Origin of the sequence: Streptomyces caniferus (assembly GCF_009811555.1) — a bacterium.
GTDB classification, from domain to species: Bacteria; Actinomycetota; Actinomycetes; order Streptomycetales; family Streptomycetaceae; genus Streptomyces; species Streptomyces caniferus.
The window spans coordinates 1,679,306-1,704,939 of the sequence record NZ_BLIN01000005.1 but is presented as its reverse complement, the minus strand read 5'-3'; the positions used below and the strand labels follow the sequence as shown (position 1 = coordinate 1,704,939).

Annotated in this window: 27 protein-coding genes and 2 tRNA genes; 22 read left to right on the top strand and 7 right to left on the bottom strand. The window is 71.0% G+C overall.

Going from position 1 to position 25,634, the window contains the following annotated elements; all coding sequences use genetic code 11:
- The first annotated feature begins 27 nt into the window (after positions 1–27).
- A complete protein-coding gene (locus Scani_RS24100) occupies positions 28–858 on the top strand; it encodes a GNAT family N-acetyltransferase (protein ID WP_159479775.1) in 831 nt (276 codons plus the stop codon).
- A 31-nt stretch (positions 859–889) separates the two neighbouring features.
- Here Scani_RS24100 and Scani_RS24095 read toward each other — a convergent pair whose 3' ends face one another.
- Complete coding sequence (locus tag Scani_RS24095) at positions 890–1,417, bottom strand: DsbA family protein (RefSeq protein ID WP_159479773.1); 528 nt, start codon at positions 1,415–1,417, stop codon at positions 890–892.
- A gap of 195 nt (positions 1,418–1,612) precedes the next feature.
- Here Scani_RS24095 and Scani_RS24090 point away from each other — a divergent pair, with 195 nt between their 5' ends.
- Both Scani_RS24090 and Scani_RS40055 read left to right on the top strand, forming a co-directional pair.
- On the top strand, positions 1,613–2,074 hold the full coding sequence (locus Scani_RS24090) for a hypothetical protein (protein WP_159479771.1): 462 nt from the start codon (positions 1,613–1,615) through the stop codon (positions 2,072–2,074).
- 68 nt (positions 2,075–2,142) lie between these two features.
- The gene (locus Scani_RS40055) at positions 2,143–2,298 is read left to right on the top strand and encodes a hypothetical protein (protein WP_018087659.1); all 156 of its coding nucleotides are present in this window, start codon (positions 2,143–2,145) and stop codon (positions 2,296–2,298) included.
- Positions 2,299–2,349: 51 nt separating this feature from the next.
- Here Scani_RS40055 and Scani_RS24085 read toward each other — a convergent pair whose 3' ends face one another.
- Positions 2,350–2,919 (bottom strand): CGNR zinc finger domain-containing protein, encoded by a 570-nt coding sequence (locus Scani_RS24085; protein WP_159479769.1) that lies wholly within the window; start codon positions 2,917–2,919, stop codon positions 2,350–2,352.
- A gap of 227 nt (positions 2,920–3,146) precedes the next feature.
- Positions 3,147–3,560: an SsgA family sporulation/cell division regulator gene (locus Scani_RS24080; protein WP_003959770.1), complete on the bottom strand. Its 414-nt coding sequence runs from the start codon at positions 3,558–3,560 to the stop codon at positions 3,147–3,149.
- A gap of 189 nt (positions 3,561–3,749) precedes the next feature.
- Between Scani_RS24080 and Scani_RS24075 the strand changes: the two genes are divergently transcribed.
- The 4 genes from Scani_RS24075 (at position 3,750) to Scani_RS24060 (ending at position 5,044) form a co-directional block, all read left to right on the top strand.
- On the top strand, positions 3,750–4,181 hold the full coding sequence (locus Scani_RS24075; RefSeq protein ID WP_246296130.1) for a TIGR02611 family protein: 432 nt from the start codon (positions 3,750–3,752) through the stop codon (positions 4,179–4,181).
- 54 nt (positions 4,182–4,235) lie between these two features.
- Positions 4,236–4,307 (top strand) — tRNA-Val (locus Scani_RS24070).
- Between the two features lie 86 nt (positions 4,308–4,393).
- Positions 4,394–4,855: an SRPBCC family protein gene (locus tag Scani_RS24065; RefSeq protein WP_159479767.1), complete on the top strand. Its 462-nt coding sequence runs from the start codon at positions 4,394–4,396 to the stop codon at positions 4,853–4,855.
- A 117-nt stretch (positions 4,856–4,972) separates the two neighbouring features.
- A tRNA-Val gene (locus Scani_RS24060) sits at positions 4,973–5,044 on the top strand.
- A 113-nt stretch (positions 5,045–5,157) separates the two neighbouring features.
- Here the strand turns inward: Scani_RS24060 and Scani_RS24055 are convergent.
- Positions 5,158–5,883: an exonuclease domain-containing protein gene (locus tag Scani_RS24055; protein ID WP_159482343.1), complete on the bottom strand. Its 726-nt coding sequence runs from the start codon at positions 5,881–5,883 to the stop codon at positions 5,158–5,160.
- A gap of 199 nt (positions 5,884–6,082) precedes the next feature.
- Between Scani_RS24055 and Scani_RS24050 the strand changes: the two genes are divergently transcribed.
- The 3 genes from Scani_RS24050 to thrS all read left to right on the top strand — a co-directional run bounded on the left by Scani_RS24050 (position 6,083) and on the right by thrS (position 9,919).
- Positions 6,083–6,649 carry a DUF4365 domain-containing protein gene (locus tag Scani_RS24050; protein WP_159479765.1) on the top strand — a complete coding sequence of 189 codons (567 nt, stop codon included), beginning with the start codon at positions 6,083–6,085 and terminating at the stop codon, positions 6,647–6,649.
- Positions 6,649–7,827, top strand: a complete 1,179-nt coding sequence (locus Scani_RS24045) for a hypothetical protein (RefSeq protein ID WP_159479763.1) — start codon at positions 6,649–6,651, stop codon at positions 7,825–7,827. Before Scani_RS24050 ends, Scani_RS24045 begins: the two co-directional genes overlap by 1 nt.
- A 112-nt stretch (positions 7,828–7,939) precedes the next feature.
- On the top strand, positions 7,940–9,919 hold the full coding sequence (gene thrS / locus Scani_RS24040; protein WP_159479761.1) for a threonine--tRNA ligase: 1,980 nt from the start codon (positions 7,940–7,942) through the stop codon (positions 9,917–9,919).
- Between the two features lie 54 nt (positions 9,920–9,973).
- Here thrS and Scani_RS24035 read toward each other — a convergent pair whose 3' ends face one another.
- Positions 9,974–10,615 carry a potassium channel family protein gene (locus Scani_RS24035; RefSeq protein ID WP_159479759.1) on the bottom strand — a complete coding sequence of 214 codons (642 nt, stop codon included), beginning with the start codon at positions 10,613–10,615 and terminating at the stop codon, positions 9,974–9,976.
- 67 nt (positions 10,616–10,682) lie between these two features.
- Here Scani_RS24035 and Scani_RS24030 point away from each other — a divergent pair, with 67 nt between their 5' ends.
- The 3 genes from Scani_RS24030 (at position 10,683) to Scani_RS24020 (ending at position 13,342) form a co-directional block, all read left to right on the top strand.
- Complete coding sequence (locus tag Scani_RS24030; protein ID WP_159479757.1) at positions 10,683–11,240, top strand: HIT family protein; 558 nt, start codon at positions 10,683–10,685, stop codon at positions 11,238–11,240.
- A gap of 126 nt (positions 11,241–11,366) precedes the next feature.
- On the top strand, positions 11,367–12,143 hold the full coding sequence (locus Scani_RS24025; protein WP_159482342.1) for a polysaccharide deacetylase family protein: 777 nt from the start codon (positions 11,367–11,369) through the stop codon (positions 12,141–12,143).
- Positions 12,143–13,342, top strand: coding sequence for a YncE family protein (locus Scani_RS24020; RefSeq protein WP_159479755.1), 1,200 nt, complete (start codon positions 12,143–12,145; stop codon positions 13,340–13,342). Before Scani_RS24025 ends, Scani_RS24020 begins: the two co-directional genes overlap by 1 nt.
- 3 nt (positions 13,343–13,345) lie before the next feature.
- Here the strand turns inward: Scani_RS24020 and Scani_RS24015 are convergent, their stop codons facing one another.
- The gene (locus Scani_RS24015; protein WP_159479753.1) at positions 13,346–15,025 is read right to left on the bottom strand and encodes an AbeC-like domain-containing protein; all 1,680 of its coding nucleotides are present in this window, start codon (positions 15,023–15,025) and stop codon (positions 13,346–13,348) included.
- A 186-nt stretch (positions 15,026–15,211) separates the two neighbouring features.
- On the bottom strand, positions 15,212–17,410 hold the full coding sequence (locus Scani_RS24010; RefSeq protein ID WP_159479752.1) for an elongation factor G-like protein EF-G2: 2,199 nt from the start codon (positions 17,408–17,410) through the stop codon (positions 15,212–15,214).
- A gap of 276 nt (positions 17,411–17,686) precedes the next feature.
- Here Scani_RS24010 and pgsA point away from each other — a divergent pair, with 276 nt between their 5' ends.
- The 9 genes from pgsA (at position 17,687) to ruvA (ending at position 25,627) form a co-directional block, all read left to right on the top strand.
- Positions 17,687–18,343, top strand: coding sequence for a phosphatidylinositol phosphate synthase (gene pgsA, locus Scani_RS24005; protein ID WP_159479749.1), 657 nt, complete (start codon positions 17,687–17,689; stop codon positions 18,341–18,343).
- Entirely contained in the window at positions 18,340–19,314 is a 975-nt protein-coding gene (locus tag Scani_RS24000; RefSeq protein ID WP_159479747.1) for a phosphatidylinositol mannoside acyltransferase, read from the top strand. The genes pgsA and Scani_RS24000 overlap by 4 nt, the downstream gene beginning before the upstream one ends.
- Positions 19,311–20,471 (top strand): glycosyltransferase family 4 protein, encoded by a 1,161-nt coding sequence (locus tag Scani_RS23995; RefSeq protein WP_159479745.1) that lies wholly within the window; start codon positions 19,311–19,313, stop codon positions 20,469–20,471. The genes Scani_RS24000 and Scani_RS23995 overlap by 4 nt, the downstream gene beginning before the upstream one ends.
- 747 nt (positions 20,472–21,218) lie before the next feature.
- The gene (locus Scani_RS23990; protein WP_159479743.1) at positions 21,219–21,764 is read left to right on the top strand and encodes a hypothetical protein; all 546 of its coding nucleotides are present in this window, start codon (positions 21,219–21,221) and stop codon (positions 21,762–21,764) included.
- 140 nt (positions 21,765–21,904) lie between these two features.
- On the top strand, positions 21,905–22,816 hold the full coding sequence (gene pdxS, locus Scani_RS23985) for a pyridoxal 5'-phosphate synthase lyase subunit PdxS (protein WP_159479741.1): 912 nt from the start codon (positions 21,905–21,907) through the stop codon (positions 22,814–22,816).
- A gap of 8 nt (positions 22,817–22,824) precedes the next feature.
- Positions 22,825–23,412 (top strand): pyridoxal 5'-phosphate synthase glutaminase subunit PdxT, encoded by a 588-nt coding sequence (pdxT, locus tag Scani_RS23980; protein ID WP_159479740.1) that lies wholly within the window; start codon positions 22,825–22,827, stop codon positions 23,410–23,412.
- Positions 23,413–23,526: 114 nt separating this feature from the next.
- Positions 23,527–24,279, top strand: a complete 753-nt coding sequence (locus Scani_RS23975) for a YebC/PmpR family DNA-binding transcriptional regulator (protein WP_159479738.1) — start codon at positions 23,527–23,529, stop codon at positions 24,277–24,279.
- Positions 24,280–24,431: 152 nt separating this feature from the next.
- Positions 24,432–25,010, top strand: coding sequence for a crossover junction endodeoxyribonuclease RuvC (ruvC, locus tag Scani_RS23970; RefSeq protein WP_159479736.1), 579 nt, complete (start codon positions 24,432–24,434; stop codon positions 25,008–25,010).
- Positions 25,007–25,627: a Holliday junction branch migration protein RuvA gene (gene ruvA, locus Scani_RS23965; RefSeq protein WP_159479734.1), complete on the top strand. Its 621-nt coding sequence runs from the start codon at positions 25,007–25,009 to the stop codon at positions 25,625–25,627. The genes ruvC and ruvA overlap by 4 nt, the downstream gene beginning before the upstream one ends.
- The last annotated feature ends 7 nt before the right edge of the window (positions 25,628–25,634 follow it).

The window sequence follows — 25,634 nt, the reverse complement described above, 5'->3', positions numbered from 1 at the left end:
CCGCGCACGGGCGAGTAGAAAGTCCTCGTGACCACAACGCTGCGCCCCGCGGGACCCGAAGAACGACTCGACGACGGGCGCCGCGCCCGTGCGTACGACATCTGCGTCAACAGCCGCCGGGTCGGCGGGATCCGGCTGACGACGGACGCCCGGTTCGGCCCGGCGGCGGGCCGGATCGAGGAGCTGGGCATCGAGGCGCCGGACCGGCAGCGCGGCCGCGCCACGGTCGCCGCCCTCGCCGCCGAGGAAGTCCTGCGCGGCTGGGGCTGCCGGCAGATCGAGGTGACCGTCCCGGCCGGCGCAGAGGCCGCCGGGCGGCTCGCCGCGGCGCTCGGCTACATCGAGCGCAGCCGCACGATGAGCAAGACCCTCGACGGTCCGCCCCGGCTGCCCGAGGGCAGCGGCGACCGTGCGCTGAGCGAGGCGGAGTACCCCGCCTGGCGGGACGCCGCGCTCGCCGAGCACATCCGGACGCAGCTGGGCCAGGGGATGGCGCGCGCCCGCGCCGAGGAGATCTCGGCCGCGGGCCATCGCGCGCTGCTGCCGGAGGGCTTGGACACGCCCGACCAGGCGCTGCGCGTCCTGACACATCGCGGCGCGGACGTCGGCAGCATCTGGGTCGCCCTGCGGATGCCGGAGGCACCGGGCGGCTACGTCGTCGATGTGCAGGTCGCGCCCGCCCACCGCGGACAGGGCCACGGCCGCACCCTGATGCTGGTCGCCGAGCGCGAGAGCCTCGCCGCCGGCCACACCACCCTCGGCCTGAACGTCTACGCGGACAACGCGCCGGCCCTCGGCCTCTACGACTCGCTGGGCTACCGGCCCACCGGGTACCTGCTCTGGAAGCCGATCCTGTGAGGCCGCACGGACCGCGCCCGTGCGGCCCGGCTCAGCCCTGACCGGCGAGCAGCCGGTCGGCGATCTCCTCGATACGGGCGCGCAGCCCCTCCTGGCTCTTGCCGCCGTCCAGCCGCTCGCCGCCGATCACATACGTCGGGGTCCCGGTGACCCCGATCGCCTTGCCCTCGGCCTGGTCCGCGTCGACGATCAGCAGGTGCCGCCCGTCGATCAGCGCGGTGTCCAGCTCCTCGGCGTCCAGCCCCAGGTCCCCGGCGACCTCCAGCAGCAGCTTCTCGCCGCGCGCGGCGAGGTCCTCGCTGCGGGCCAGCACCGCCTCGATGTACGGCCAGCCCTGCCCCTGCTCGATGGCCTCCTCGGCGGCCTGTGCGGCGACGTAGGCGTGCTTGTGCTTGGGGAGGGGGAAGTGGCGCAGGCGGATGCCCAGCCGGTCGCCGTAGCGCGCCCGCAGCGCCCGCAGGTCCTCCAGGGCGGCATGGCAGTCCGGGCACTGCAGTTCGCACCACACGTCCAGAACGGGGCGGTCGGGACGGGCGGCGGAGGTGGTGGCGTCGTTCATGGGGCTCAGTCTTCCAGCACTGCCCCGGATCGCGCGGGGAGGTACCCCGGCCGGTGCCCGGACCGGGACCTGCGGAGGAGCGCAACCCCGAGATGTCCCTGAGGCCGTGCCGGAACATGGCCCGCGCACGGCCGGACAAGGCAGGATGGAAGGGAGCAGAGTGGCTGCTCGCTCTTTCATCGGCAGGAGGACCGGATGCTGACCTCGACCGTCTGTGCCGCGGTGTCGGCAGCGGGCCTGGGCATCGCCGCGCTGACGGCTTACCGCAAGCGGTTCCTGGCCGCGACCCGCATCGCCGCTTTTTCCCTGATTCCCATCGGCCTGGTGATGACGGGCGTCATCGACTGGGTCACCAACATCGTCTTCAAGCCCACGGTCTGGGCCGGCTTCGGTGTGCTCGCGCTCTCCGCCGTGCTGTTCATGATCAGCAGGGGAGTGGAGCGCCGCAGGGGCGGGATCGGCAGCCGCAAGGAACGCAAGGCCGCGGCGGCCGACCGGTCCGACGCGGTGGCTCCGGCCGCCTCCGTGCCCTCCCTCGGCGCCGGCCGGGGTGCGGCGCAGCCGGCCCCCAAGGGGAAGGCCGCTCAGGGCAGGGGCGGTGCACCCAAGGATGACTTCTCGGACATCGAAGCGATCCTGAAAAAGCACGGGATCTGATGAACTACCACTGCTGAGGCGCTTATCGGGCGCATTGGCACGATCATCTGCGCCATGATGCGCGCGAGATGAACGATGAGTGCGCCCTCGCCCAAGACGACGCCCCGTCCCCCGAACCCCGCGGTTGCCTGTTCGCGCTGTCCCAGCCGCCGCTGATGCTCTTCCTCGCCGTCATCGGCTTTCTGCTCCTCCTCGGGGCAGTGCACGACCTCTTCCTCCTGTGAGGCCGCTTCGTGCCGCCGCTCCGCGCCCTGCCGGTGTGCCGCGCCGGGCGCTCAGCCCGCCGCGGCCTCCCGCCGCCGTGCCCGGTAGGCCGCGACATGCAGCCGGTTCCCGCAGGTGCGGCTGTCGCAGTAGCGCCGGGAGCGGTTGCGCGAGAGGTCGACGAAGGCGTGCCGGCAGTCCGGCGCCTCGCAGCGCCGCAGCCGTTCGCGCTCCCCGGCGACGACGATGAAGGCCAGCGCCATCCCGCCGTCCGCGGCCAGATGCTCGGCGACCGACGCGCCCGGCGCGAAGTAGTGGACGTGCCAGTCGTACCCGTCGTGATCGGTCAGCTGCGGCGTGGTGCCCGCCGAGGCGACCAGCGAGTTCAGCTGTTCGGCCGCGCCGCGGTCGTCCTCGGCCGCGAAGATCCGTGCGAACCGCGCCCGGACGGACCGTACGGCTGCCAGGTCGCCCGCGCCGAGGGGGCCCACATCGCTGACGTCGTGGCGCCGGACGAAGTCCTCGAGGGCCGCGAGGCCGGTCAGGCTGTCCGGTGCCCCGGGCGCATCGCCCTCCGGAGCGGTGTTCAGCAGATCGACGACCGCCTCCAGCGCGCACCGGGTGTCATGGCTGATCATCACGGTTCCGCTCCCTGGCAGGGTGGGGCCGGACGGTTACCGTCCCCGGTGTGGTTGCCGAATGGTCGCCGACTCTAGCGCCAGGAACAAGCTTCAGCGCCGACTCCGCGGTGGGTCCGCGGCGACGACGCCGAAGTGTGCCGTATGAACTTGTCGGTCCTGCGCCGTCTCCCCGAGTCGGACGGACGCAAGTGTGAGCGGGTGGGTGCTTTCGGTAAGCGGTCTGCGTCTCAGCTCTCCGCGAGGATGTGGGAGAGCTCGGTGTCGAGATCGAAATGCCGGTGCTCCGTACCGGGTGGTACGGCGGCATCGGTCCTTTTGAGGAACGACTCGAGAGCGCGCGCGGGCGCCTCGAGCAGGGCCTCGCCCTCCGGTGAGCTCAGGGCGATGCAGACAACGCCCTGTCCGTGGCTCCGGGACGGCCATACACGGACGTCTCCGGTGCCGGTGGGCCGGTGCAGGCCCTCGGCGAGGAGGTCGCGGGCGAAAACCCACTCCACGGTCTCCTCGGCTCCGGTATGGAAGGTGGCATGCACGGCATAAGGATCGGCCGTGTCATACCGCAGGCCCGCGGGTACAGGCAGTGAGGACTCGCTCGACACAACGAGGCGCAGGTGCAGCTCGCAGCTGACCGTGGTGTTCATAAGCGCCAGGGCCTTTCGCTCAGTGTGCGCTCGGGGATTCGCACGTCGGCGAAATCGACATGCCACCTACGGTGCCGTTGTAAACCCCTCTGACGGTTTTGTGTGGCTTCAGGTACCTCTTCCGGCGGATTGCGAGATCGTCCTCGGCGGTAATTCCGCGGACCCATCCCGTCCGGTAAGTTTGTGCGTATGAATACGCAGAGTAACGGGGGGTCGGGAACGCTGGAGGAGGGTGCCGCTCCGGCTGGGCCACCGCTCGGTTCGAGAGCGCCGCACTTCATCAAGCGCTCCCGGCCGCTGCACCTGAGCTGGCAGGTCGGAGTCTTCGTCGTCGGCCTCGCGGTCGTGGTGGGCGGCGTGATCATGCTGCCGCTGCCGGGGCCGGGCTGGCTGGTGATCTTCGGCGGCATGGCGATCTGGGCGACGGAATTCGTCTGGGCCCAGTTGATCCTGCGCTGGACCAAGCGCAAGGTCACGGAAGCGGCCCAGAAGGCGCTCGACCCCGCCGTGCGGCGGCGCAACATCATCCTGACCGCCATCGGCGTGGTGATCATCGCCGCGGCGCTCGCGGTCTACGTCTGGAAGTTCGGCCTCGCGATGCCGTGGAACGTCTCGGAGTGATGACGGCATGGTCAAAAGTGCCCGCCGACGTGGGGTAATGTTTGCGGTGCGCCCGGGCGATTAGCTCAGTGGGAGAGCGCTTCGTTCACACCGAAGAGGTCACTGGTTCGAACCCAGTATCGCCCACCCCGGACGACGGCCCGGAGACTCCAAGTCTCCGGGCCGTCGCTGTTGTTGGGCGTGCGCACCGCCGCGGGGCGCACACTGGGGTCATGCCCGCCTGGTCACGCCGATTGCACCGCTACCGATTCCGCAGCGTCTGGCTGCTCGACGCCCCGCCGGCCGTCGTCTACGCCGTCCTGGAGCGCGCCGAGGCGTACCCCCGGTGGTGGCCCCAGGTCCGTGAGGTGGACCCGGTCGACGACCGCAGCGGCACCGCCCGCTTCCGGTCGCTGCTGCCGTACGACCTGACGGTCGTGGCGAGCGAGCGCGTACGGGACCCCGGTGCGGGGGTGCTGGAGATAGGGATGCGCGGAGACCTGGCCGGCTGGGCGCGCTGGACGGTGGTGCCCGGCGAAGGCGGCACCCGCGCCGTCTTCGAGCAGGACGTCGAGGTCCGCAAACCGCTGCTGCGGCGGTTCGCGCTGCTGGGGCGCCCGGTGTTCCTCGCCAATCACGCGCTGATGATGCGGGCCGGACGCCGCGGGCTCGCCGCCTGGCTGGCCCGCGGATGAGGGGCCCCGGGCGCCAGGGCGGGGCGGCCCCGGGCCGCGGCGGAACAGGAATTTGATGGAAGGCCCGGGCGGCCTGTATTGTTCTGCTCGTTCGCGAGGGAAACCTCGCCGACACCCGGGCGATTAGCTCAGTGGGAGAGCGCTTCGTTCACACCGAAGAGGTCACTGGTTCGAACCCAGTATCGCCCACCGGGATCAAGAACCGGGCCGCCAAAAGGCGGTCCGGTTCTTTTCGTTGGACAACCGGGGCCGGGAATTCCGCTCGCTGCCTTTCCGGCCGGCCCGGAATTGCTGATGAGGGATCAGGCCGCGGCGGGGAGTTCGGGACGCAGCGGCCAGTGCGGATCCACCGTTTCCGGGTTGCCGCTGCGGGCGAACCACGCCTGGAGCCCGCGCGCCTGGGCGGCGTACCAGACCGCCTGGCGGGTGTGCAGCTCCGCCGGGTGCAGCCCCTCCAGGCGTTCCGCGTAGCGATGCCCCAGAGCCCGTACGACGCGCAGCGAGGCGAGCGCGTCGGCCGCCGCCTCATGCGCGTCCGTCAGCTCGACCTCGTAGTGCGCGCACAGATCGGTGAGCGTGCGGCGGCCCTTGCGGTAGCGGTCGAGGTGCTTGTCGAGGACGCGGGGATCGAGGATGCGCAGCGGATGGCCGCCCAGGTACGCGCCGAGCGAGCTGGCGCGGTGCCGCTTCAACTCGCGCTCCAGGAGCGTGAGATCGAACGGGGCGTTCATCACGACCAGCGGGCGGCCGGCCACCGCCTGGGCGGCCAGGGCGCGCGCGACCTCCTCCAGCACCGGCGCGGGCCAGCGGCCGTTGCGCGCGAGGTGGTCGGCCGTCAGGCCGTGCACCTCCGTGGCGGCCTCGGGTATCTCGACGCCCGGGTTGATCAGCCAACGGGTGATCCGGGGCGCGGAACGCGGTGTCTCCTGGACCACCAGGGCGGCGGAGACGATGCGGTCGCGCTCGACGTCGATCCCTGTGGTCTCGGTGTCGAAGGCGGCAAGCGGACCGTCATACCAGCACGGCATCATCCCAACTCCTCGCGCTCGTACAAGGGATGACACGCACGTCACCCGAGCTGGTGATACCCGAGCCGTGCGGTGGTCGAACCGTCTTTGTTTGCGGACCACTTGACGCGGAGACAACCAGAGGGACGGGCCGACGCGTTCCGCCTTCTCCCCGTCATCCACCCGCATCGATCGGCACAGCCCGGAAGGCATCCCCGCGATGACGCTCGCGCAGCCCGAACCGGGCGGGCTGCTGCCCCAGCTGACCACACCGCAGCGCGGCGGACTCGCCACCACGGCCTGCATGGAGACCCTCCAGGTGGGCTATCTGCACGCGGTCGCCGCCGCCTCCGGATGTTCGCTGGCGCAGCCCTTCCCGGACAACGGAATCGACTGGCACGTCAGCCATGGCGCGCCCGGCCACACCGTCGACGACGAAGTCACCATCAAGGTGCAGCTCAAGTGCACCTACCAGACCGCCCCCCGCCCGCCGGGGCCGACCTTCGCCTTCACGCTCGACAACGACCATCTGGTGAAGCTGGCCCGTACACCCGTATCGGTGCACAAGATCCTGGTCGTGATGCTGGTCCCGCGGGCCCAGGAGGACTGGCTGCGAGCCTCCCACGACCGTCTCGCACTGCGGCACTGCTGCTACTGGATCAACCTGGCCGGCCATCCGGTGACCGGCCGGCGCAGGACCACCGTGCGGATCCCGACCGCGCGGATCTTCGACGACCGAGCGCTCTGCGAGATCATGACGCGGGTCGGGGCGGGAGGGAGACCCTGATGTACCGGCCGACCGACGACTATGACGCGCGGCTCCTGGATCCCGCGCGGCTCGATCCGGCGGTGCTCGGCGCGCTGCTGGCCCGGCACGGCTGGCGGCGCAGAGGCGGGGCCGCGGGCCACTACACCCGGTGGACGCCGCCCGGTGGGGCGAGCGGCACCAGCCTGCTGATACCGCACGACCGCCGCTTCCCCGACAGCGGCGAGCTGCTCGCGGAGGCGCTGGCGGCACTGGCGCAGAGCTCCGCGTCCTCCGCCCGCGAGGTGCTGGTGGGGCTGGCGGTGCCCAGCGACGAGGTGCGCTGGGAGCGCGAGGTCCCCGACGGCGGCTCGGGGGCCGCGTACTGGGTCGCGCAGGAGCAGCTGCGCGGTGCGGCCCGCTCGATGCTGGTCGCGGGGGCGCTGGGGACGTACGGGCGGGCCGGCTACTACGGCGCCCGGTACAAACGGCAGGCCGAGGGGTTCCTGGGCGACGTGCTGGTCGGTCCGGCGGCGGCCGGGCGCCGGCTGACCGCGTTCGTCCCGGTGCGCGGCGGGCGCGGTGCGGTCACCGGGCTGCAGCGGGCGCTGCACGCGGCCCGCGACGCCACCGACTACCAGCGGGCCACCGGCGGGATGGAGGCCTTCGACGCCGCCGTCGGGCTGGGGGTCTGCCATGAGCTGGTCCAGGCACTGATCGCGCTGGTGCGGGACGCGGAGGGGGTGCGGATCGCGGTCGAGTGGTCGCCGGGGGCCGGCGCCCCGGCCGACTGCCCGGCCCGCCCCGAGCCGGTGGAGTTCTCGCCCGGCGATCTGCCCGCGCTGCAGCAGGCGGCCCAGCGCTATGTGCGCGAGGAGCCGTCGCTGCCGGTCCGGGTGACCGGCGCGGTCACCCGGCTGCGCCGGGAGCGGCCGGGCGGGCCCGGCACGGTGCGGCTGCGGGTGATCACCGGGGCAGACGTGGTGCAGGTGCGGGTCGCGCTGGGGGAGGAGGACTACCGCATCGCCGGACATGCGCACCTGGTGGGACTGCCCATCCGGGTGAGCGGGCGGCTGGAGAGCCGGGGCGGGTTCCGCCGGATCACCGGCGGCCGCGATGTCACGCCCGTACAGGTCGACGAGGCGGAGCGGGACCGGCTGCTGAAGTCGCTGCAGGAAAACCTCGACTTCTTCGAGGAGGCGTGCGGTGCCGAGGAATAGCGGCTTTCGAGCGGGGGGTGGTGAAACCGTTTCGCGGTCGGGTCCGGTGGCTCGGTACGATTCGGCTGCGCAGCAAGAGCTGACGTGAAGAGACATGAGTCAGGAGAGACCGGTGTCAGACGTCCGTGTGACCGTCCAACGCGATTCCGAGCGGGAAGAACGCGTGGTGACCACGGGCACTACGGCCGCCGACCTCTTCCAGGGCGAGCGCAGCGTCGTGGCCGCCAGGGTGGCCGGAGAGCTGAAGGATCTGGCGTACGAGGTCGCCGACGGCGACGCGGTCGAGCCCGTCGAGATCACCTCCCAGGACGGTCTCGACATCCTGCGGCACTCCACCGCCCATGTGATGGCGCAGGCCGTGCAGGAGCTGTTCCCGGAGGCGAAGCTCGGCATCGGCCCGCCGATCAAGGACGGCTTCTACTACGACTTCGACGTCGAGACCCCGTTCCACCCCGAAGATCTCAAGCGCATCGAGAAGAAGATGCAGGAGATCCAGAAGCGCGGGCAGAAGTTCGCGCGCCGGGCGGTCAGCGACGACGCCGCGCGCGAGGAGCTGGCCGAGGAGCCGTACAAGCTGGAGCTGATCGGGCTCAAGGGCTCGGCGGCCGAAGCGGGCGAGGGGGCCTCCGCCGAGGTGGGCGCCGGCGAGCTCACCATCTACGACAACCTCGACGGCAAGACCGGCGAGCTGTGCTGGAAGGACCTGTGCCGCGGGCCGCACCTCCCCAGCACCCGTGCCATCCCGGCGTTCAAACTGATGCGCTCGGCCGCCGCCTACTGGCGCGGCAGCGAGAAGAACAAGCAGCTGCAGCGGATCTACGGCACCGCCTGGCCGACCAAGGACGAGCTCAAGGCGCATCTGGAGTTCCTCGCCGAGGCCGAGAAGCGCGACCACCGCAAGCTCGGTGCCGAGCTCGACCTGTTCTCCGTCCCCGAGGACATCGGTTCGGGCCTGGCGGTCTTCCACCCCAAGGGCGGCATCATCCGCCGGGTCATGGAGGACTACTCCCGCCGGCGCCACGAGGAGTCGGGGTACGAGTTCGTCTACACCCCCCACGCCACCAAGGGGAAGCTGTTCGAGAAGTCGGGCCACCTGGACTGGTACGCCGACGGCATGTACCCGCCCATGCAGCTCGACGAGGGCGTGGACTACTACCTCAAGCCCATGAACTGCCCGATGCACAACCTGATCTTCGATGCGCGCGGCCGCTCGTACCGTGAGCTGCCGCTGCGCCTCTTCGAGTTCGGGACGGTGTACCGGTACGAGAAGTCGGGCGTCGTGCACGGCCTCACCCGTGCCCGCGGCTTCACCCAGGACGACGCGCACATCTACTGCACCAAGGAGCAGATGGCGGACGAGCTGGACGCCACCCTCACCTTCGTCCTCGACCTGCTGCGCGACTACGGTCTGACCGACTTCTACCTGGAGCTGTCCACCAAGGACCCGGAGAAGTTCGTCGGCTCGGACGACGTGTGGGAGGAGGCCACCGAGACCCTGCGGAAGGTGGCCGAGAAGCAGGGGCTGCCGCTGGTCCCGGACCCGGGCGGCGCCGCGTTCTACGGCCCCAAGATCTCCGTGCAGACCAAGGACGCCATCGGCCGGACCTGGCAGATGTCGACCGTGCAGCTGGACTTCAACCTGCCGGAGCGCTTCGACCTGGAGTACACCGCGGCCGACGGCAGCAAGCAGCGTCCGGTGATGATCCACCGCGCGCTGTTCGGCTCCATCGAGCGGTTCTTCGCGGTGCTGCTGGAGCACTACGCGGGTGCGTTCCCGGCATGGCTGGCGCCGGTCCAGGCGACCGGTATCCCGATCGGCGACGCACACGTCCCGTACCTGCAGGACTTCGCCGCCCAGGCCAAGGCCAAGGGGCTGCGCATCGAGGTCGACGCCTCGTCGGACCGGATGCAGAAGAAGATCAGGAACGCCCAGAAGGCCAAGGTCCCGTTCATGATCATCGCCGGTGACGAGGACGTCGCCAACGGCGCGGTCTCCTTCCGCTACCGCGACGGATCGCAGAAGAACGGCATTCCGCGCGACGCGGCGATCGCCGAGATCCTCGATGTCGTGGAGCGCCGCGCCCAGGTGTGACGCCCGTCAGGTGGGCACGAAGCCCCGGAGAACCACCCGCTCTCCGGGGCTTCTTCATGTCTCGCCGTCCTGCCGGAAGCGGCGCAGCAGCCAGGAGGAGAAGGAGCCCACCACCGCTCCGATCAGCGCCACCCCGACGAACATCAGCGCCACCGCGACCACCCTGCCGCGCGAGGTGACGGGCGTGGCATCGCCGTACCCCGTCGTCGTCAGCGTCGAGCAGGCCCACCAGACCGCATCGCCGAAGGTGTGGATGTTCGCGCCCGGGGCGGAGCGCTCGTCGTGGTAGACGGCCAGGCTGGCCGCGAAGCCCAGCAGCAGCGAGGTGAGCCCGGTGTACGCCATCACCCGCGACTCGAGGACGAGCCGCGGGTGGTCCCGGCGCCGCTGCATCCGCTCGTGCATGTCGACGATCCGCAGCGGCCGCAGCAGCGGCAGCACGGTCACGATCAGATCCAGCCAGCGGGTGCGCAGGAAGTGCCGCCGGTCGCTGCTGAACGCCAGCCGCGCCAGATATTCGACGACGAAGAAGCCCCAGGTGACGACGGTGACCAGCTCCCACCAGGCCCGCCAGCCGGGGGAGAGGTCGGGGACCAGGACCCGGACCGCGTAGGAGGTGAGGAAGAGGAGCGAGGCGAGAAGGAGGCAGGGCTGGGCGGTTCGCTCCCAGTTCCGCAGCCGCTGCTCCCTGTCCACCGGCTCAGCATCGCGGAGCGGGTCGCGGTATGCGCCCCAACGACACGGCGCCAATGGGCGAAGCAATATGCTGGCCCGTATGACAAGCGAGCCGGAGCAGCAGATCGGAGTCGGGACGCAGGACGCCTTCCAGCGCCTGTGGACGCCTCACCGGATGGCTTACATCCAGGGTGAGAACAAGCCGACCGGCCCGGGGGCCGGCGACGGCTGTCCGTTCTGCGCGATCCCCGCGAAGTCGGACGAGGACGGCCTCGTGATCGCGCGCGGCGAGTATGTCTACGCGGTGCTGAACCTCTACCCGTACAACGGCGGTCACCTCATGATCGTCCCGTTCCGGCACGTCGCCGACTACACCGAGCTGGACGAGGCGGAGACCGCGGAGCTGGCCGAGCTGACCAAGCGGGCGATGACCGCGCTGCGCACCGCCTCCGGGGCGCACGGCTTCAACATCGGGATGAACCAGGGCACCGTCGCCGGTGCCGGCATCGCAGCGCACCTCCACCAGCATGTGGTCCCGCGCTGGGGCGGTGACACCAACTTCATGCCGGTGGTCGGCCACACCAAGGTGCTGCCCCAACTCCTCGCCGACACCCGGGCGATGCTCGCGGACGCCTGGCCCGCGTAGGGCGTGCCCGGTCTCGTCCGGCGCCGGTGTCCGAGGCGACACGTACGCGGATGAATCGGATAGATCGCCCTAATTCGGATTGGTTGCCTCTCTAATGGGGTGGTGACTTCCCCAGATCGCCGCTCCGTGCTGCGCGCGGCCGCCTCGGCCGCGGCCGCCGGCGTGCTGGTGTCGGGCTGCGACCCGCACCGGGACGAGGACGCCGGCGCCCCACGGTCCGCCGGCGGGCCGGGCGCTGCCGGGGCGGGGCATTCCCCCTCCGCCCGGGCCCGCACCGCCCGGCCGCCGACCCGGGTGCCCGGCCTGCCCGTGCAGATCGCGCACGGCCCGCGGAACGGCCGTGCGGTCGCGCTGACCTTCCACGGCAGGGGCGACCCCAAAATGGCGGCCGCCCTGCTCGGCGAGGCCGAGCGGGCCGGGGCCAGGGTCACCGTGCTCGCCATCGGCGACTGGCTCGACGAGCAGCCCGCGATGGCCCGACGGATCCTCGACGGTGGCCATGAGCTGGGCAACCACACCATGCACCACCGCAACATCTGCGCACTGCCGGCCGCCGAGGCCTACGCCGAGATCACCCGGTGCGCCGACCGGCTGAGGGCCCTCACCGGAACCATCGGCAGCTGGTTCCGCCCCTCGCAGGCGAGGCGGGCCACGGACCTGGTGACCGGGCTGGCCCGCAGAGCCGGCTATCCGCATGTCCTCTCCTACGACGTGGACTCCCTCGACGCGGACGACCCCGGAGCACCGGCCGTCCGGCGCACGGTCCTGGACGCGGTCGAGCCGGGCTCGGTCGTAAGCCTCCACCTCGGGCACGCCGGCACGGTGGCGGCCCTGCCCCCGATCCTCGACGGCCTCCGCCGACGCGGTCTGCGCGCGGTGACGACAACGGAGCTAGTGACCTGATGGCTGACCGGAACCGTACCCACGACCGTCCCCGTCGCGCGCGCCACCGGGCCGCGCTGCTCGCCGTGGCCTGTGCGCTGGTGGCGGCGGGCTGTGACGGCGGCGGGACCGAGCGGGCCGGGCAGAGCCCGCGGCCGGTCGAACGCGCGCCGGTCAAGGCCGCCAAGCCGGGGCTGCCCGGGATGCCGCCGCTGCTGGACGAGCACGACCTCTATGCGGCCGACCGGCCGGGCCGGCTGGCGCCGCAGGTCAAGGACTTTCCCTCGCGGATCTACGTCCCCAACACCGGCTCCGACACGGTCAGCGTCATCGACCCCAAGACGTACAAGGTGATCGACACCCTGCGGGTGGGCGTACAGCCGCAGCATGTCGTGCCGTCATGGGACCTGAAGACGCTCTGGGTCAACAACAACCGGGGGCACGACCTCACCCCCATCGACCCCGCCACCGGCAAGGTCGGCAAGCCCGTCAAGGTCCACGACCCGTACAACCTCTACTTCACGCCCAACGGGAAGTACGCCATCGTGATGGCCTCGATGGACCGGCAGCTGGTCTTCCGCGACCCGCACACCATGGAGATCCGCAAGACGCTGCCGGTCAACTGCGGGGGCGTCAACCACGCCGACTTCTCGCCGGACGGGCGGTACTTCATCGTCTCCTGCGAGTTCTCCGGTGAGCTGCTCAAGGTCGACACCGAGAAGATGAAGGTCATCGGCCAGCAGAAGCTGCCGTTCGAGGGGGCGATGCCGCAGGACGTGAAGATCTCCCCGGACGGCAAGACCTGGTACGTCGCCGACATGATGGCCGACGGCATCTGGACCCTCCACGGCGACACCTTCGACCGGCCCGAGCTCCTGCCGACCGGCAAGGGCGCCCACGGCCTCTACGTCAGCCGCGACTCGCGCTACATGTACGTCTCCAACCGCGGCGAAGGCTCCATCTCCCGCCTCGACTTCAGGACCGGGGCGCTCATCGACAAATGGCACATCCGCGGCGGCGGCAGCCCCGACATGGGCGGGCTGTCCACCGACGGCAAGGTCCTGTGGCTGTCCGGCCGCTACAACTCCGAGGTCTATGCGCTGGACACCCGTACCGGCAAGACCCTGGCCAAGATCCCCGTCGGCCAGGGCCCGCACGGGCTGGCGGTCTACCCGCAGCCCGGGCGGTACTCCCTGGGACACACCGGCATCTTCCGCTGACCCTCAGGCGTTGTACTCGTCCGCCTTCTGCGGTTCCACGCCCTGGATCATGCCGCTGAGCACCAGGGAGCGGTTGGTGAAGCGCTCGGTGTCCACGCCGTTCTCCTTGAGGACACTCATCGCGGCGGCGTGGACGGTGCGCAGCACCGGGGTCGCGGCGCGCAGCGCGTCATCGGCCATGAAGCGGTGGCGCCAGGGCTTGTCGGCCCAGACGTGCCGCAGGCCGAACGGCTCGGGGAGGGTCAGCTTGCCGCCGAGGAAGTCCAGGACCGGCGGGAACCACGTCAGCGGGGCGCGCGCCGCGAGCCGGACCACCTCCTGCGGCTCGATGAGCGGGAGGTGCTGGGTCCGGGTCTCCCAGAACTTGATGACCTTGGCGACGTCCTTGGTCTTGGGCTCGGGCTTGGTCGTGAACAGGCCGTTGACCGGGCCGAGGGCGTGACCGGTCACCTCGATGCGCAGGGTCTCGTGCAGCACCGTGACGGTGATCATCAGGGTGATCACCAACTGGCCGTCCCACAGGACGAACTGCACGCCGAGGTAGTGGCGGTTGCCGCTGCCGAACTGCTGCTCGTTGCAGATCCGCTCTATCTCGTGCCCACGGATCTGGTACGCCTCCACATGGGTGCCCTCGGGGCGGGTGACGGCGGCGGCCTTCTCGCCGACCGGCGAGACGATCCAGTGGCGTACGGACGGCGAAGGGAAGCCGCCGGTGTGCAGCGGACTGCGCTCCAGCAGCCGCAGCTTGTCGTGGATCGCCCGGATGACGTCCCAGCTGCGGAACGGGTGGATCTCGCTGCCGTCGTGCGCCGGCGTGAGCTCCTCCGCGAGCTGCCAACTGCCCCAGCGCGTACCCATGCCGAGTATGCCCTTGGGACCGGCGTAGAAGACGACGTTGCTGCTCTGCTCGGCGGAGATCTTGACGAGGTTCTGCCGGAGGGTCTCGGCGGCGATCTGGTTCGGGTCCTGGGGCACCGCCTCGGGGATCTTCGCGGCCACTCCGCCGCCCTCCAGCAGTCCCTTCCAGGACTCCCGCATGGCCACCGCGGTCTTCTCGCAGATCTGCTTGGCCAGCCACCAGCCGATCATCGGGGCGACGACCATGGCGCGGGCGTACATCGGCCAGAAGCCGTTGAACGGCAGCTTGATCATGAAGAACACGGTGAGGATGCCCAGCACCGTCAGCAGCAGCCCACCGATCAGGGACAGGCCCTTGCCCGCACCGTCCTTGGAGAGCATCTTGCGCAACTGGAAGACGCCCAGCCACAGCAGCACCCCGGGCAGGAACACCACCCCGAACAGCACCATCAGCACCGTCAGCTTGGCGTCCCGCTGCTTGCGGACGCGGGTGGCGGACAGGCAGTGCTCGACGATGGTCTGCGGCTCGGTGCCGAAGGACTGGATCAGCGCGGCGCGGCCACCGCCCAGCATCCGCACCTGTACGGCGCGCGAGAACGCCTCGCCGAGGTTGGGCGCGAACAGCGACAGCTTCGGCTTCTTGATCTCGGACTTGCCGGACTCCGAGTCGGCCTTGGAGATGTCGGCGAGCGGGCTGTCCCGGTAGGCGGCCGAGGCCAGCGCCTGGGTCGCCGCCGTCTGTCCGGCACTCCCCGACAGCGGGACCTGCGCCCCAGGACTGAAGTCGAAGCCGTCTGCCACTACCGCCCCCCACACCGCTCGCATCCGATGATGCGGCTCTTCCCGACTTCCGCCGACGGCACACCTGCAAAGAGCCGGTGTTCGAGCCCGTGACCTCATGTCCTGCCGTCGGACCCCCGGCTGTGCGGCAGATGCTCAGCGTACAGCCGCCGTCCGGCTCAGGGGAGTTGAGCCGGACAGCGGTCGCCCCCACGGCTGATCCGCCGTTAACTATGCGCCGTTCTCGGCCTGTTCCCGCCACTTGTCGGCGAGCTGCGGTGGCATCGGCTCATGCCGCAGGTGAACGCGGGAGAACCGGCCGGTGCCGTGCGAGAGGGAGCGCAGATCGACGGCGTACCGGTCGATCTCGACCTCGGGCACCTCGGCACGCACCACGGTGCGCCCCGCCCCTGACTGCTCCGTGCCCACGACCCGGCCACGGCGCCCCGACAGATCGCTCATCACCTGGCCGACGAAATCGTCCGGAACCATCACGCTCACCTCGGACACCGGTTCGAGCAGTTCGATCCGGACCTCGCCGGCCGCCTCGCGCAGCGCCAGCGCGCCGGCCGTCTGGAACGCGGCGTCCGAGGAGTCGACCGAGTGCGCCTTGCCGTCGCGCAGCGTGACGCGGATGTCGACGAGCGGATGCCCGGCGGCGACCCCGCGCTCGGCCTGGGCGCGCACGCCCTTCTCCACGGACGGGATGAACTGCCGGGGCACCGCGCCGCCCACGACCTTGTCCACGAACTCGATGCCGGAGCCGCCGGGCAGCGGCTCGACCTCGATCTCGCAGATCGCGAACTGGCCGTGGCCGCCGGACTGCTTCACATGGCGTCCGCGGCCCGCGGCGGGGGCGCCGAAGGTCTCCCGCAGCGACACCTGGTGCGCGACCGTGTCCACCTGGACGCCGTAGCGGGTCCGCAGCCGCTCCAGCGCGACATCGACATGCGCCTCGCCCAGGCACCACAGGACCACCTGATGGGTGGCCTGGTTGTGTTCCAGACGCATCGTCGGATCCTCCGCGACCAGGCGGGCCAGGCCCTGCGACAGCTTGTCCTCGTCGGCCTTGCTGTGCGCCTGGATGGCGACCGGCAGCAGCGGGTCGGGCATCGTCCAGGGCTCCATCAGCAGCGGGTCGTCCTTGCCGGACAGGGTGTCGCCGGTCTCGGCGCGGGTCAGCTTCGCCACACAGGCCAGATCGCCCGCGACGGCCTTGGACAGCGGGCGCTGCTGCTTGCCGAACGGGGTGGACAGTGCGCCGACGCGCTCGTCGACGTCATGGTCCTCGTGCCCCCGGTCCTCCAGACCGTGGCCGGAGACATGCACCGTCTCGTCCGGGCGCAGGGTGCCGGAGAAGACGCGGACGAGGGAGATCCGGCCGACGTACGGGTCGGAGGAGGTCTTGACCACCTCGGCCGCGAGCGGGCCGTCGGGGTCACAGCTCAGCGCCGGGCGCGGGGCGCCGTCCGGGCTGGTCACGGCCGGTGCCTCGCGCTCCGCGGGGGTCGGGAAGCCGCCGCTGATCAGCTCCAGCAGCTCCACGGTGCCCAACCCCTGCTTGGAGCCCTCGGCAGCCGGGGCCGCGGCCAGCACGGGGTGGAAGGTGCCCCGGGCGACCGCCGTCTCCAGATCCCCGATGAGGGTCTTGACGTCGATCTCCTCGCCGCCGAGGTAGCGGTCCATCAAGGACTCGTCCTCGCTCTCGGCGATGACGGCCTCGATGAGGCGGGCGCGGGCCGCCTCGATCTGCGGCAGCTCCTCCTCGGTCGGCGCGCGTTCGGTGCGCTCACCGGACGAATAGTCGAAGACCCGTTGGGTGAGCAGGCCGATCAGGCCGTGTACGGGGGAGTGGCCGTCGGCGCCCGGTGTCCCGTACAGCGGGAGGTAGAGGGGGACGACGGCGTCCGGGTCCTCGCCGCCGAACGACGTCCGGCACAGCTCGGTCATCTCGTCGAAGTCGGCGCGGGACGCTTCCAGGTGTGTGACGACCAGCGCGCGCGGCATGCCGACGGCCGCGCACTCGTCCCAGACCATCCGGGTCGCGCCGGCCACGCCGTCGGCTGCCGAGACAACGAAAAGGGCCGCGTCCGCCGCGCGCAGACCGGCCCTGAGTTCCCCGACGAAATCGGCGTATCCGGGGGTGTCCAAGATATTGATCTTGACTCCGCCCCAGTCCACCGGGACCAGGGAGAGCTGTACGGAGCGTTGCTGGCGGTGCTCGATCTCGTCGTAATCGGACAGGCACCCGCCGTCCTCGACCCGGCCCGCCCGGTTGACCGCGCCGGATGCCAGCGCGAGGGCCTCGACCAGGGTGGTCTTTCCCGATCCGGAGTGGCCGACCAGCACCACATTCCGCAGGGCCGTGGGCTGGCCGGCCGTTGATGCCCTGCCGGCGGCTCCCGGGTGTGTACTCGATTTCTCGCTCATGTGTCTCGCCTCCAGGTCGACACTTTGCGGTGATTCGAGCTTTCCACCGAGGTCATGATGCGTCCATACATGGCACAGGGAGCCGGTCCTCCCAAGGGTCCCGGAGCGCCCCACGAGGGGGCCCGCGGAGGCGTGCACGGGCGCGCGGCGGCGTCCCCGAGCCGCGGGATGCGCCCTGCGCCGCGATGCGTTCGCGGTGGCCCAAGAGCTCCTGGCTACGATGGGCCAGCCGGTGGCCCCTTGACCTCGCGGCCCGTATCGACCTCCGGGAAGGCCATGCTGAACAAGTACGCGCGTGCTTTCTTCACGCGTGTTCTCACGCCGTTCGCCGCCCTGCTCATCCGTATCGGCGTCAGCCCGGACGCGGTCACCCTCGTCGGAACCGGAGGCGTGGTGGCCGGCGCCCTGGCCTTCTACCCACTGGGCGAATTCTTCTGGGGCACGGTCGTCATCACCCTGTTCGTCTTCTCCGACCTGGTCGACGGCAACATGGCACGGCAGCTGGGACGCTCCAGCCGCTGGGGGGCCTTTCTCGACTCCACCCTCGACCGGGTCGCCGACTCGGCGATCTTCGGGGGGCTCGCCCTGTGGTACGCGGGGCGCGGCGACAGCCTGATGCTCTGCGCGATGGCGATCTTCTGCCTCGCCAGCGGCCAGGTGGTCTCGTACACCAAGGCGCGCGGCGAGGCCATCGGGCTGCCGGTGAACGTCAACGGCCTGGTCGAGCGCGCCGAGCGGCTGGTCATCACGCTGGTCGCCTGCGGGCTGTCGGGTCTGCACGCCTTCGGGGTGCCCGGCGTCGAGGTCCTGCTGCCGATCGCCCTGTGGATCGTCGGCATCGGCAGCGCCGTCACCCTCGGACAGCGTGTGGTGACCGTACGACGGGAGTCGGCCGAGGCCGACGCCATGGCACAAGGGGGAACAGGCGCATGAGTCCACTGAGGACCCGCCGGCCGCGGTTCGACACCGACAAACTGGCGGACGCGCTCTACGCGCTGGGCTGGAGCACCGTCAAGAAGCTGCCCGAGGGCGTGGCCACGGGCCTCGGCCGCCGGATCGCCGACACGGTCTGGAAGCGCCGCGGCAAGGGCGTCCTGCGGCTGGAGGCGAACCTCGCCCGGGTCGTCCCGGACGCCACGCCGCAGCGGCTCACCGAGCTCTCCCGGGCCGGGATGCGCTCGTACATGCGCTACTGGATGGAGTCCTTCCGGCTGCCGGCCTGGAGCAAGGAGCGGATAAGGAACGGCTTCACTCCCGAGGACGTGCACTACCTGGAGGACGGGCTCAAGAGCGACCGCGGCCTCATCCTCGCGCTGCCGCACATGGGCAACTACGACCTCGCCGGTGCGTGGGTCACCACCAAACTCGGTGTCCCCTTCACCACCGTCGCCCAGCGCCTCAAGCCGGAATCCCTCTACGACCGCTTCGTCGCCTACCGTGAGGGTCTGGGCATGGAGGTGCTGCCGCACACCGGCGGCTCCGCCTTCGGCACCCTCGCCCGGCGGCTGCGGGCCGGCGGCCTGGTCTGCCTGGTCGCCGACCGTGATCTGTCCGCCTCCGGGATAGAGGTCAAGTTCTTCGGGGAGGCGACGAAGATGCCGGCCGGCCCCGCGGTGCTCGCCCTCCAGACCGGTGCCATGCTGCTGCCCGTCACGCTCTGGTACGACGACAGCGCCGTCATGCGCGGCCGGGTCCACCCGGAGATCGAGGCCCCGGAGACCGGCACCCGCGCCGAGAAGGCCGCCCAGATGACCCAGGCGCTCGCCGACGCCTTCGCCTCCGGCATCGCCGACCACCCCGAGGACTGGCACATGCTGCAGCGACTCTGGCTCGCCGACCTGGAGCCGCGCGAGGAGTCCGGCGCACCGGGCGATCCCGAGGCGCCCGGAACGGAGACGGCGTGAAGATCGGCATCGTCTGCCCGTACGCCTGGGACGTCCCCGGCGGCGTGCAGTTCCACATCCGCGACCTGGCCGACCACCTGATCCGCCTCGGCCACGAGGTCTCCGTCCTCGCCCCCGCCGACGACGAGACACCCCTGCCGCCGTACGTCGTCTCCGCAGGCCGCGCCGTCCCCGTCCCGTACAACGGCTCGGTCGCCCGGCTCAACTTCGGCCTGCTCTCCGCGGCCCGGGTGCGCCGCTGGCTCCAGCACGGCGCCTTCGACGTCATCCACATCCACGAACCGGCCTCGCCCTCGCTCGGCCTGCTCGCCTGCTGGGCGGCCCAGGGCCCGATCGTGGCGACCTTCCACACCTCCAACCCGCGGTCGCGGGCGATGATCGCCGCGTATCCGATCCTGCAGCCCGCGCTGGAGAAGATCAGCGCCCGCATCGCGGTGAGCGAATACGCCCGCCGGACGCTCGTCGAACACCTCGGCGGCGACGCGGTGGTCATCCCCAACGGCGTGGACGTCGACTTCTTCGGCTCGGCCGAACCGAAGGCCGAGTGGCAGGGCAGGACGATCGGCTTCATCGGCCGGATCGACGAACCGCGCAAGGGCTTGCCGGTCCTGATGAGGGCACTGCCCGCGATCCTGGCCGCGGTGCCGGACGCCCGGCTCCTCGTCGCCGGCCGCGGTGACGAGGAGGAGGCGGTCGCGGCGCTGCCCGCCGAGATGCGCTCCCGGGTCGAGTTCCTCGGCATGGTCAGCGACGAGGACAAGGCCCGGCTGCTGCGCAGCGTCGACGTCTACGTCGCACCCAACACGGGCGGCGAGTCCTTCGGCATCATCCTCGTCGAGGCGATGTCGGCCGGGGCCCCCGTACTGGCCAGTGACCTCGACGCCTTCGCCCAGGTCCTGGACCAGGGCGAGGCCGGCGAACTCTTCGCCAACGAGGACGCCGAGGCGCTCGCCGCTGCGGCGGTACGACTGCTCGGGGATCCCGCACGCCTCGCCGAACTGCGCGAACGTGGCACCCGCCACGTACGCCGCTTCGACTGGTCGACCGTCGGGGCCGACATCCTCGCCGTCTACGAGACGGTCACCACCGGGGCGGCCTCCGTGGCCACCGACGAGAGGGTGGGGCTGCGGGGGCGGCGCCGCCTGGCCAAGGATTGAGGCTTCCCACGTTTTTGTCTCTCGCGCCGTGGGTGTTGCTCGCCGTTTGTCGCCCGCTGCGCGGTGCGCCCGTCCGCTGCGCTTTGCCTGTCCCGCCGTGGTGGTTTCTCGCCGTGGCGCCTGGCGGCGGGCCGGGGTCCGCTGCGCGGGGCTGTGGGTGCGGTGACGGGCCTGCGGGGCAGGGGTGTGGGACTGCTTCGCTTTACGTCCCACACCCCTGCCCCTCCGGCCCGTCCCCTCCCGTGTGTGGAGAGGTGAAGGCTGGTGGGGGCGGGCCGTCGCTGTGGCCGTTCTGGCCCTTGCCGGTCGTACCGGGGGGACTTGTTTCTGTGTGATCACGAGGTGCACCGGACCACCTGCGTGCACTCCCACCACCGTTTTTCCCTCCCACCCACGGGAGGGGGCGGGTCGGAGCGGGTGGGGGTGTCCGGACGTAAAGCGAAGCAGTCCGGACACCCCCACCCGCGCAGGCCCGTCACCGCACCCCGACAGCCCCGCGCAGCGGCCCCGCCCGCCGCAGGCGCAACGGCGACAAACCCCCACGTCGGGACGGGCAAAGCGCAGCGGACGGGCCCGCCGCAGGCGCAACGGCGAGAAAGCCAAAAACGAGCCGAGGCAAAGCGCAGCGAAAGGGCAACGACGGGCGCACCGCGCAGCGGGCGATAGACGGCGACAAACCACCACGGCGGGAAAGCCAAAAACGTGGGAAGAAAGCCAAGCGCAGCGCACCGCGTATCGTGACCGGCCGTGACCACGTTCATCTGGATCGCCGTCGCGATCGTCCTCATCGGTATTTATCTGAGCTGGACGGCCGGCCGTCTCGACCGCCTGCACGCCCGTATCGACGCGGCCAGGGCGGCGCTCGACGCCCAGCTGCTCCGGCGCGCGTCCGTCGCGCAGGAGGTGGGGACCTCGGGGGTGCTCGATCCCGCCGCCTCGATCGTCCTCTACCAGGCCGCGCACGAGGCGCGGCAGGCCGAGGAGGACCACCGTGAGGTCGCGGAGAGCGAGCTGAGCCAGGCACTGCGGGCGATCTTCGAGGAGGAGGCCCAGCTGGAGGCCGTACGGGAGGCCCCGGGCGGCGAGCGGACGGTCACCGAACTCACCGCCGCGGTGCGCCGGGTCCCGATGGCCCGCCGGTTCCACAACGACTCCGTACGGGCCGCCCGCGCCGTCCGCCGCCACCGGGTGGTGCGCTATCTGCGGCTGGCCGGCCATGCCCCGTTCCCGCTGGCCTTCGAGATGGACGACGAGCCGCCGGCCGTCCTGGACGACCGCTCGGCCGGGAACTGAGCGGCCGGCGGGCGGGCGCCGCACACTGCGACTCCCAGCAGTGACGAGCCACTGACCTCTAATTGGCCCTTTTCCCGGGCCACTCGCTAACGGTTGTGTGGGCGCAGCAGTACAGCCACCCGCATTGAGTGAGGTCACACGTGTCCAGCACGCCCACCACGCCCCAGAACCCCGAGACCGGAACCGCGCGCGTCAAGCGCGGAATGGCCGAGCAGCTCAAGGGCGGCGTGATCATGGACGTCGTCACGCCGGAAGAGGCGAAGATCGCCGAGGACGCCGGCGCCGTCGCCGTCATGGCCCTGGAGCGGGTCCCCGCCGACATCCGCAAGGACGGCGGCGTGGCCCGGATGTCGGACCCCGACATGATCGACGGCATCATCGAAGCCGTCTCCATCCCGGTCATGGCCAAGTCCCGGATCGGCCACTTCGTCGAGGCGCAGGTCCTGCAGTCGCTCGGTGTCGACTACATCGACGAGTCCGAGGTCCTCACCCCGGCCGACGAGGTCAACCACTCCGACAAGTGGGCCTTCACCACCCCCTTCGTGTGCGGTGCCACCAACCTGGGCGAGGCGCTGCGCCGGATCACCGAGGGTGCGGCCATGATCCGCTCGAAGGGCGAGGCCGGCACCGGCAACGTCGTCGAGGCGGTCCGCCACATGCGTCAGATCAAGGGCGAGATCGCCCGGCTGCGCGGCTACGACAACAACGAGCTGTTCGCCGCCGCCAAGGAACTGCGCGCCCCGTACGAGCTGGTCAAGGAGGTCGCCGAGCTCGGCAAGCTGCCGGTCGTGCTGTTCTCCGCCGGTGGCGTCGCCACCCCGGCCGACGCCGCGCTGATGCGCCAGCTCGGCGCCGAGGGCGTCTTCGTCGGCTCCGGCATCTTCAAGTCCGGTGACCCCGCCAAGCGTGCCGCCGCGATCGTGAAGGCCACCACCTTCTACGACGACCCGAAGGTCATCGCGGACGTCTCCCGCAACCTGGGCGAGGCCATGGTCGGCATCAACTGCGACACCCTCCCCGAGGCCGAGCGCTACGCCAACCGCGGCTGGTAGGACCATCGATGAGCACCCCCACCATCGGTGTGCTGGCCCTCCAGGGCGACGTCCGCGAGCACCTCGTCGCGCTCGCCGAGGCGGACGCCCTGGCCCGGCCGGTACGCCGTCCCGAGGAACTGGACGAGATCGACGGCCTGGTCATCCCGGGCGGCGAGTCCACCACGATGTCCAAGCTGGCCGTCGTCTTCGGCATGCTGGAGCCGCTGCGTGCCTTCGTCCGTGCGGGCAAGCCGGTCTACGGCACCTGCGCCGGCATGATCATGGTCGCGGACAAGCTGCTGGACGCCCGTGAGGACCAGGAGACGCTCGGCGGCATCGACATGATCGTGCGCCGTAACGCCTTCGGGCGGCAGAACGAGTCGTTCGAGGCGGCCGTCGACGTCGCCGGGATCCCCGGCGGGCCGGTCGAGGGCGTCTTCATCCGGGCGCCCTGGGTCGAGTCGGTCGGCGGCGCGGTCGAGATCCTGGCGACGTACGACGGGCACACGGTGGCCGTGCGGCAGGGTAACGTCCTCGCCACGTCCTTCCACCCGGAACTCACCGGCGACCACCGGGTCCACGCCCTGTTCGTGGACATGGTGCGGCGCTCTTAGCGGTCCGTTTCGGGCGGTCGCCGGGCGACGGGCGGGAGTAACACCGAGTGACCCGTCCCCGGTAGGATCTGAGGCGTTCGTTTCAGACGTTGGTTACGCGAAGGAGACAGGCGGATGTCCGGCCACTCTAAATGGGCTACGACGAAGCACAAGAAGGCCGTGATCGATGCCAAGCGCGGCAAGCTCTTCGCGAAGCTGATCAAGAACATCGAGGTCGCGGCCCGGACCGGCGGCGCCGATGTGGACGGCAACCCGACCCTCTTCGACGCCATCCAGAAGGCCAAGAAGAGCTCGGTCCCCAACAAGAACATCGACTCCGCGGTCAAGCGCGGTGCGGGTCTCGAGGCCGGCGGCGCCGACTACGAGACCATCATGTACGAGGGGTACGGCCCCAACGGTGTCGCGGTGCTCATCGAGTGCCTCACCGACAACCGCAACCGTGCCGCCTCGGACGTCCGTGTCGCCATGACCCGCAACGGCGGTTCGATGGCCGACCCGGGTTCGGTGTCGTACCTGTTCAACCGCAAGGGCGTGGTGATCGTCCCCAAGGGTGAACTGACCGAGGACGACGTCCTGGGCGCGGTCCTGGACGCGGGCGCCGAGGAGGTCAACGACCTCGGCGAGTCCTTCGAGGTGCTCAGCGAGGCCACCGACCTGGTCGCGGTCCGCAGTGCCCTCCAGGAGTCCGGCATCGACTACGACTCTGCCGACGCCAACTTCGTCCCGACCATGCAGGTCGAGCTGGAGGAAGAGGGCGCGCGCAAGATCTTCAAGCTGATCGACGCGCTGGAGGACAGCGACGACGTGCAGAACGTCTTCGCCAACTTCGACGTCTCGGACGATGTGATGGCCAAGGTCGACGCCTGACAGGCGCGGCACGCTCGGTCGGCTGACGGGCCGACGGGGAACACACCCCGTCGGCCCGTCGGTTTGTCAGTGGCAGCCGTTACTGTGCTGATCAGGGGGCATCCGCTCCCTGACCAGGAACAGCCGGGCGACAGTGCGAGGGGCGGGGACCGATGAAGGTGCTGGGGGTGGACCCGGGGCTGACGCGCTGCGGCGTCGGCGTGGTCGACGGGGTCGCGGGGCGTCCGCTGACGATGGTCGGCGTCGGTGTCGTCCGCACCCCTGCGGACGCCGAGATCGCGCACCGCCTCGTCGAGATCGAGCGCGGCATAGACGCCTGGCTCGACGAGTACCGTCCGGAGTACGTCGCCGTGGAGCGGGTCTTCAGCCAGCACAACGTCCGTACGGTCATGGGCACCGCCCAGGCCAGCGCGGTCGCCATGCTGTGCGCGGCGCGGCGCGGGCTGCCGGTCGCGCTGCACACCCCCAGCGAGGTCAAGGCCGCCGTCACCGGATCGGGCCGGGCCGACAAGGCCCAGGTCGGCGCGATGGTGACGCGTCTGCTGCGGCTCGACGCCCCGCCCAAGCCGGCCGACGCCGCCGATGCCCTGGCCCTCGCCATCTGCCACATCTGGCGCGCCCCCGCGGTCAACCGCCTCCAGCAGGCACATGCCGCGGCCCGCCGCGCCGCTCCCGCCACCGTCCCGTCCTCCGGCCCGCGCCGGGCGACTCCCCAGAAGGGCACCCGATGATCGCCTTCGTCTCCGGCCCGGTCGCGGCCCTTGCCCCGGACACCGCCGTCGTCGAGGTCGGCGGTATCGGCATGGCCGTCCAGTGCACGCCGAACACCCTGTCGGCCCTGCGCATCGGCCAGCAGGCCAAGCTCGCCACCTCCCTCGTCGTCCGCGAGGACTCGCTCACCCTCTACGGCTTCGCCGACGACGACGAGCGCCAGACCTTCGAGCTGCTGCAGACCGCCAGCGGCGTCGGCCCCCGGCTCGCCCAGGCGATGCTGGCCGTGCACGCGCCGGACACCCTGCGCCTCGCCGTCTCCACCGGCGACGAGAAGACCCTCACCGCCGTCCCCGGCATCGGCAAGAAGGGCGCCCAGAAGCTGCTCCTGGAGCTCAAGGACCGGCTGGGGGAGCCGCTGGGCACCGGCCGCGCGGGCGTCGGCAGCGCCGTCACGGCAGGCTGGCGCGAGCAGCTGCACGCCGCCCTGATCGGCCTCGGCTACGCCACCCGCGAGGCGGACGAGGCGGTCGCGGCGGTCGCCCCGCAGGCCGAGGCGGCCGTCGCCGAGGGCGGTACGCCCCAGGTGCCGCAGCTGCTCAAGGCGGCCCTGCAGACCCTGAACCGGGCGCGATGACCCTTGC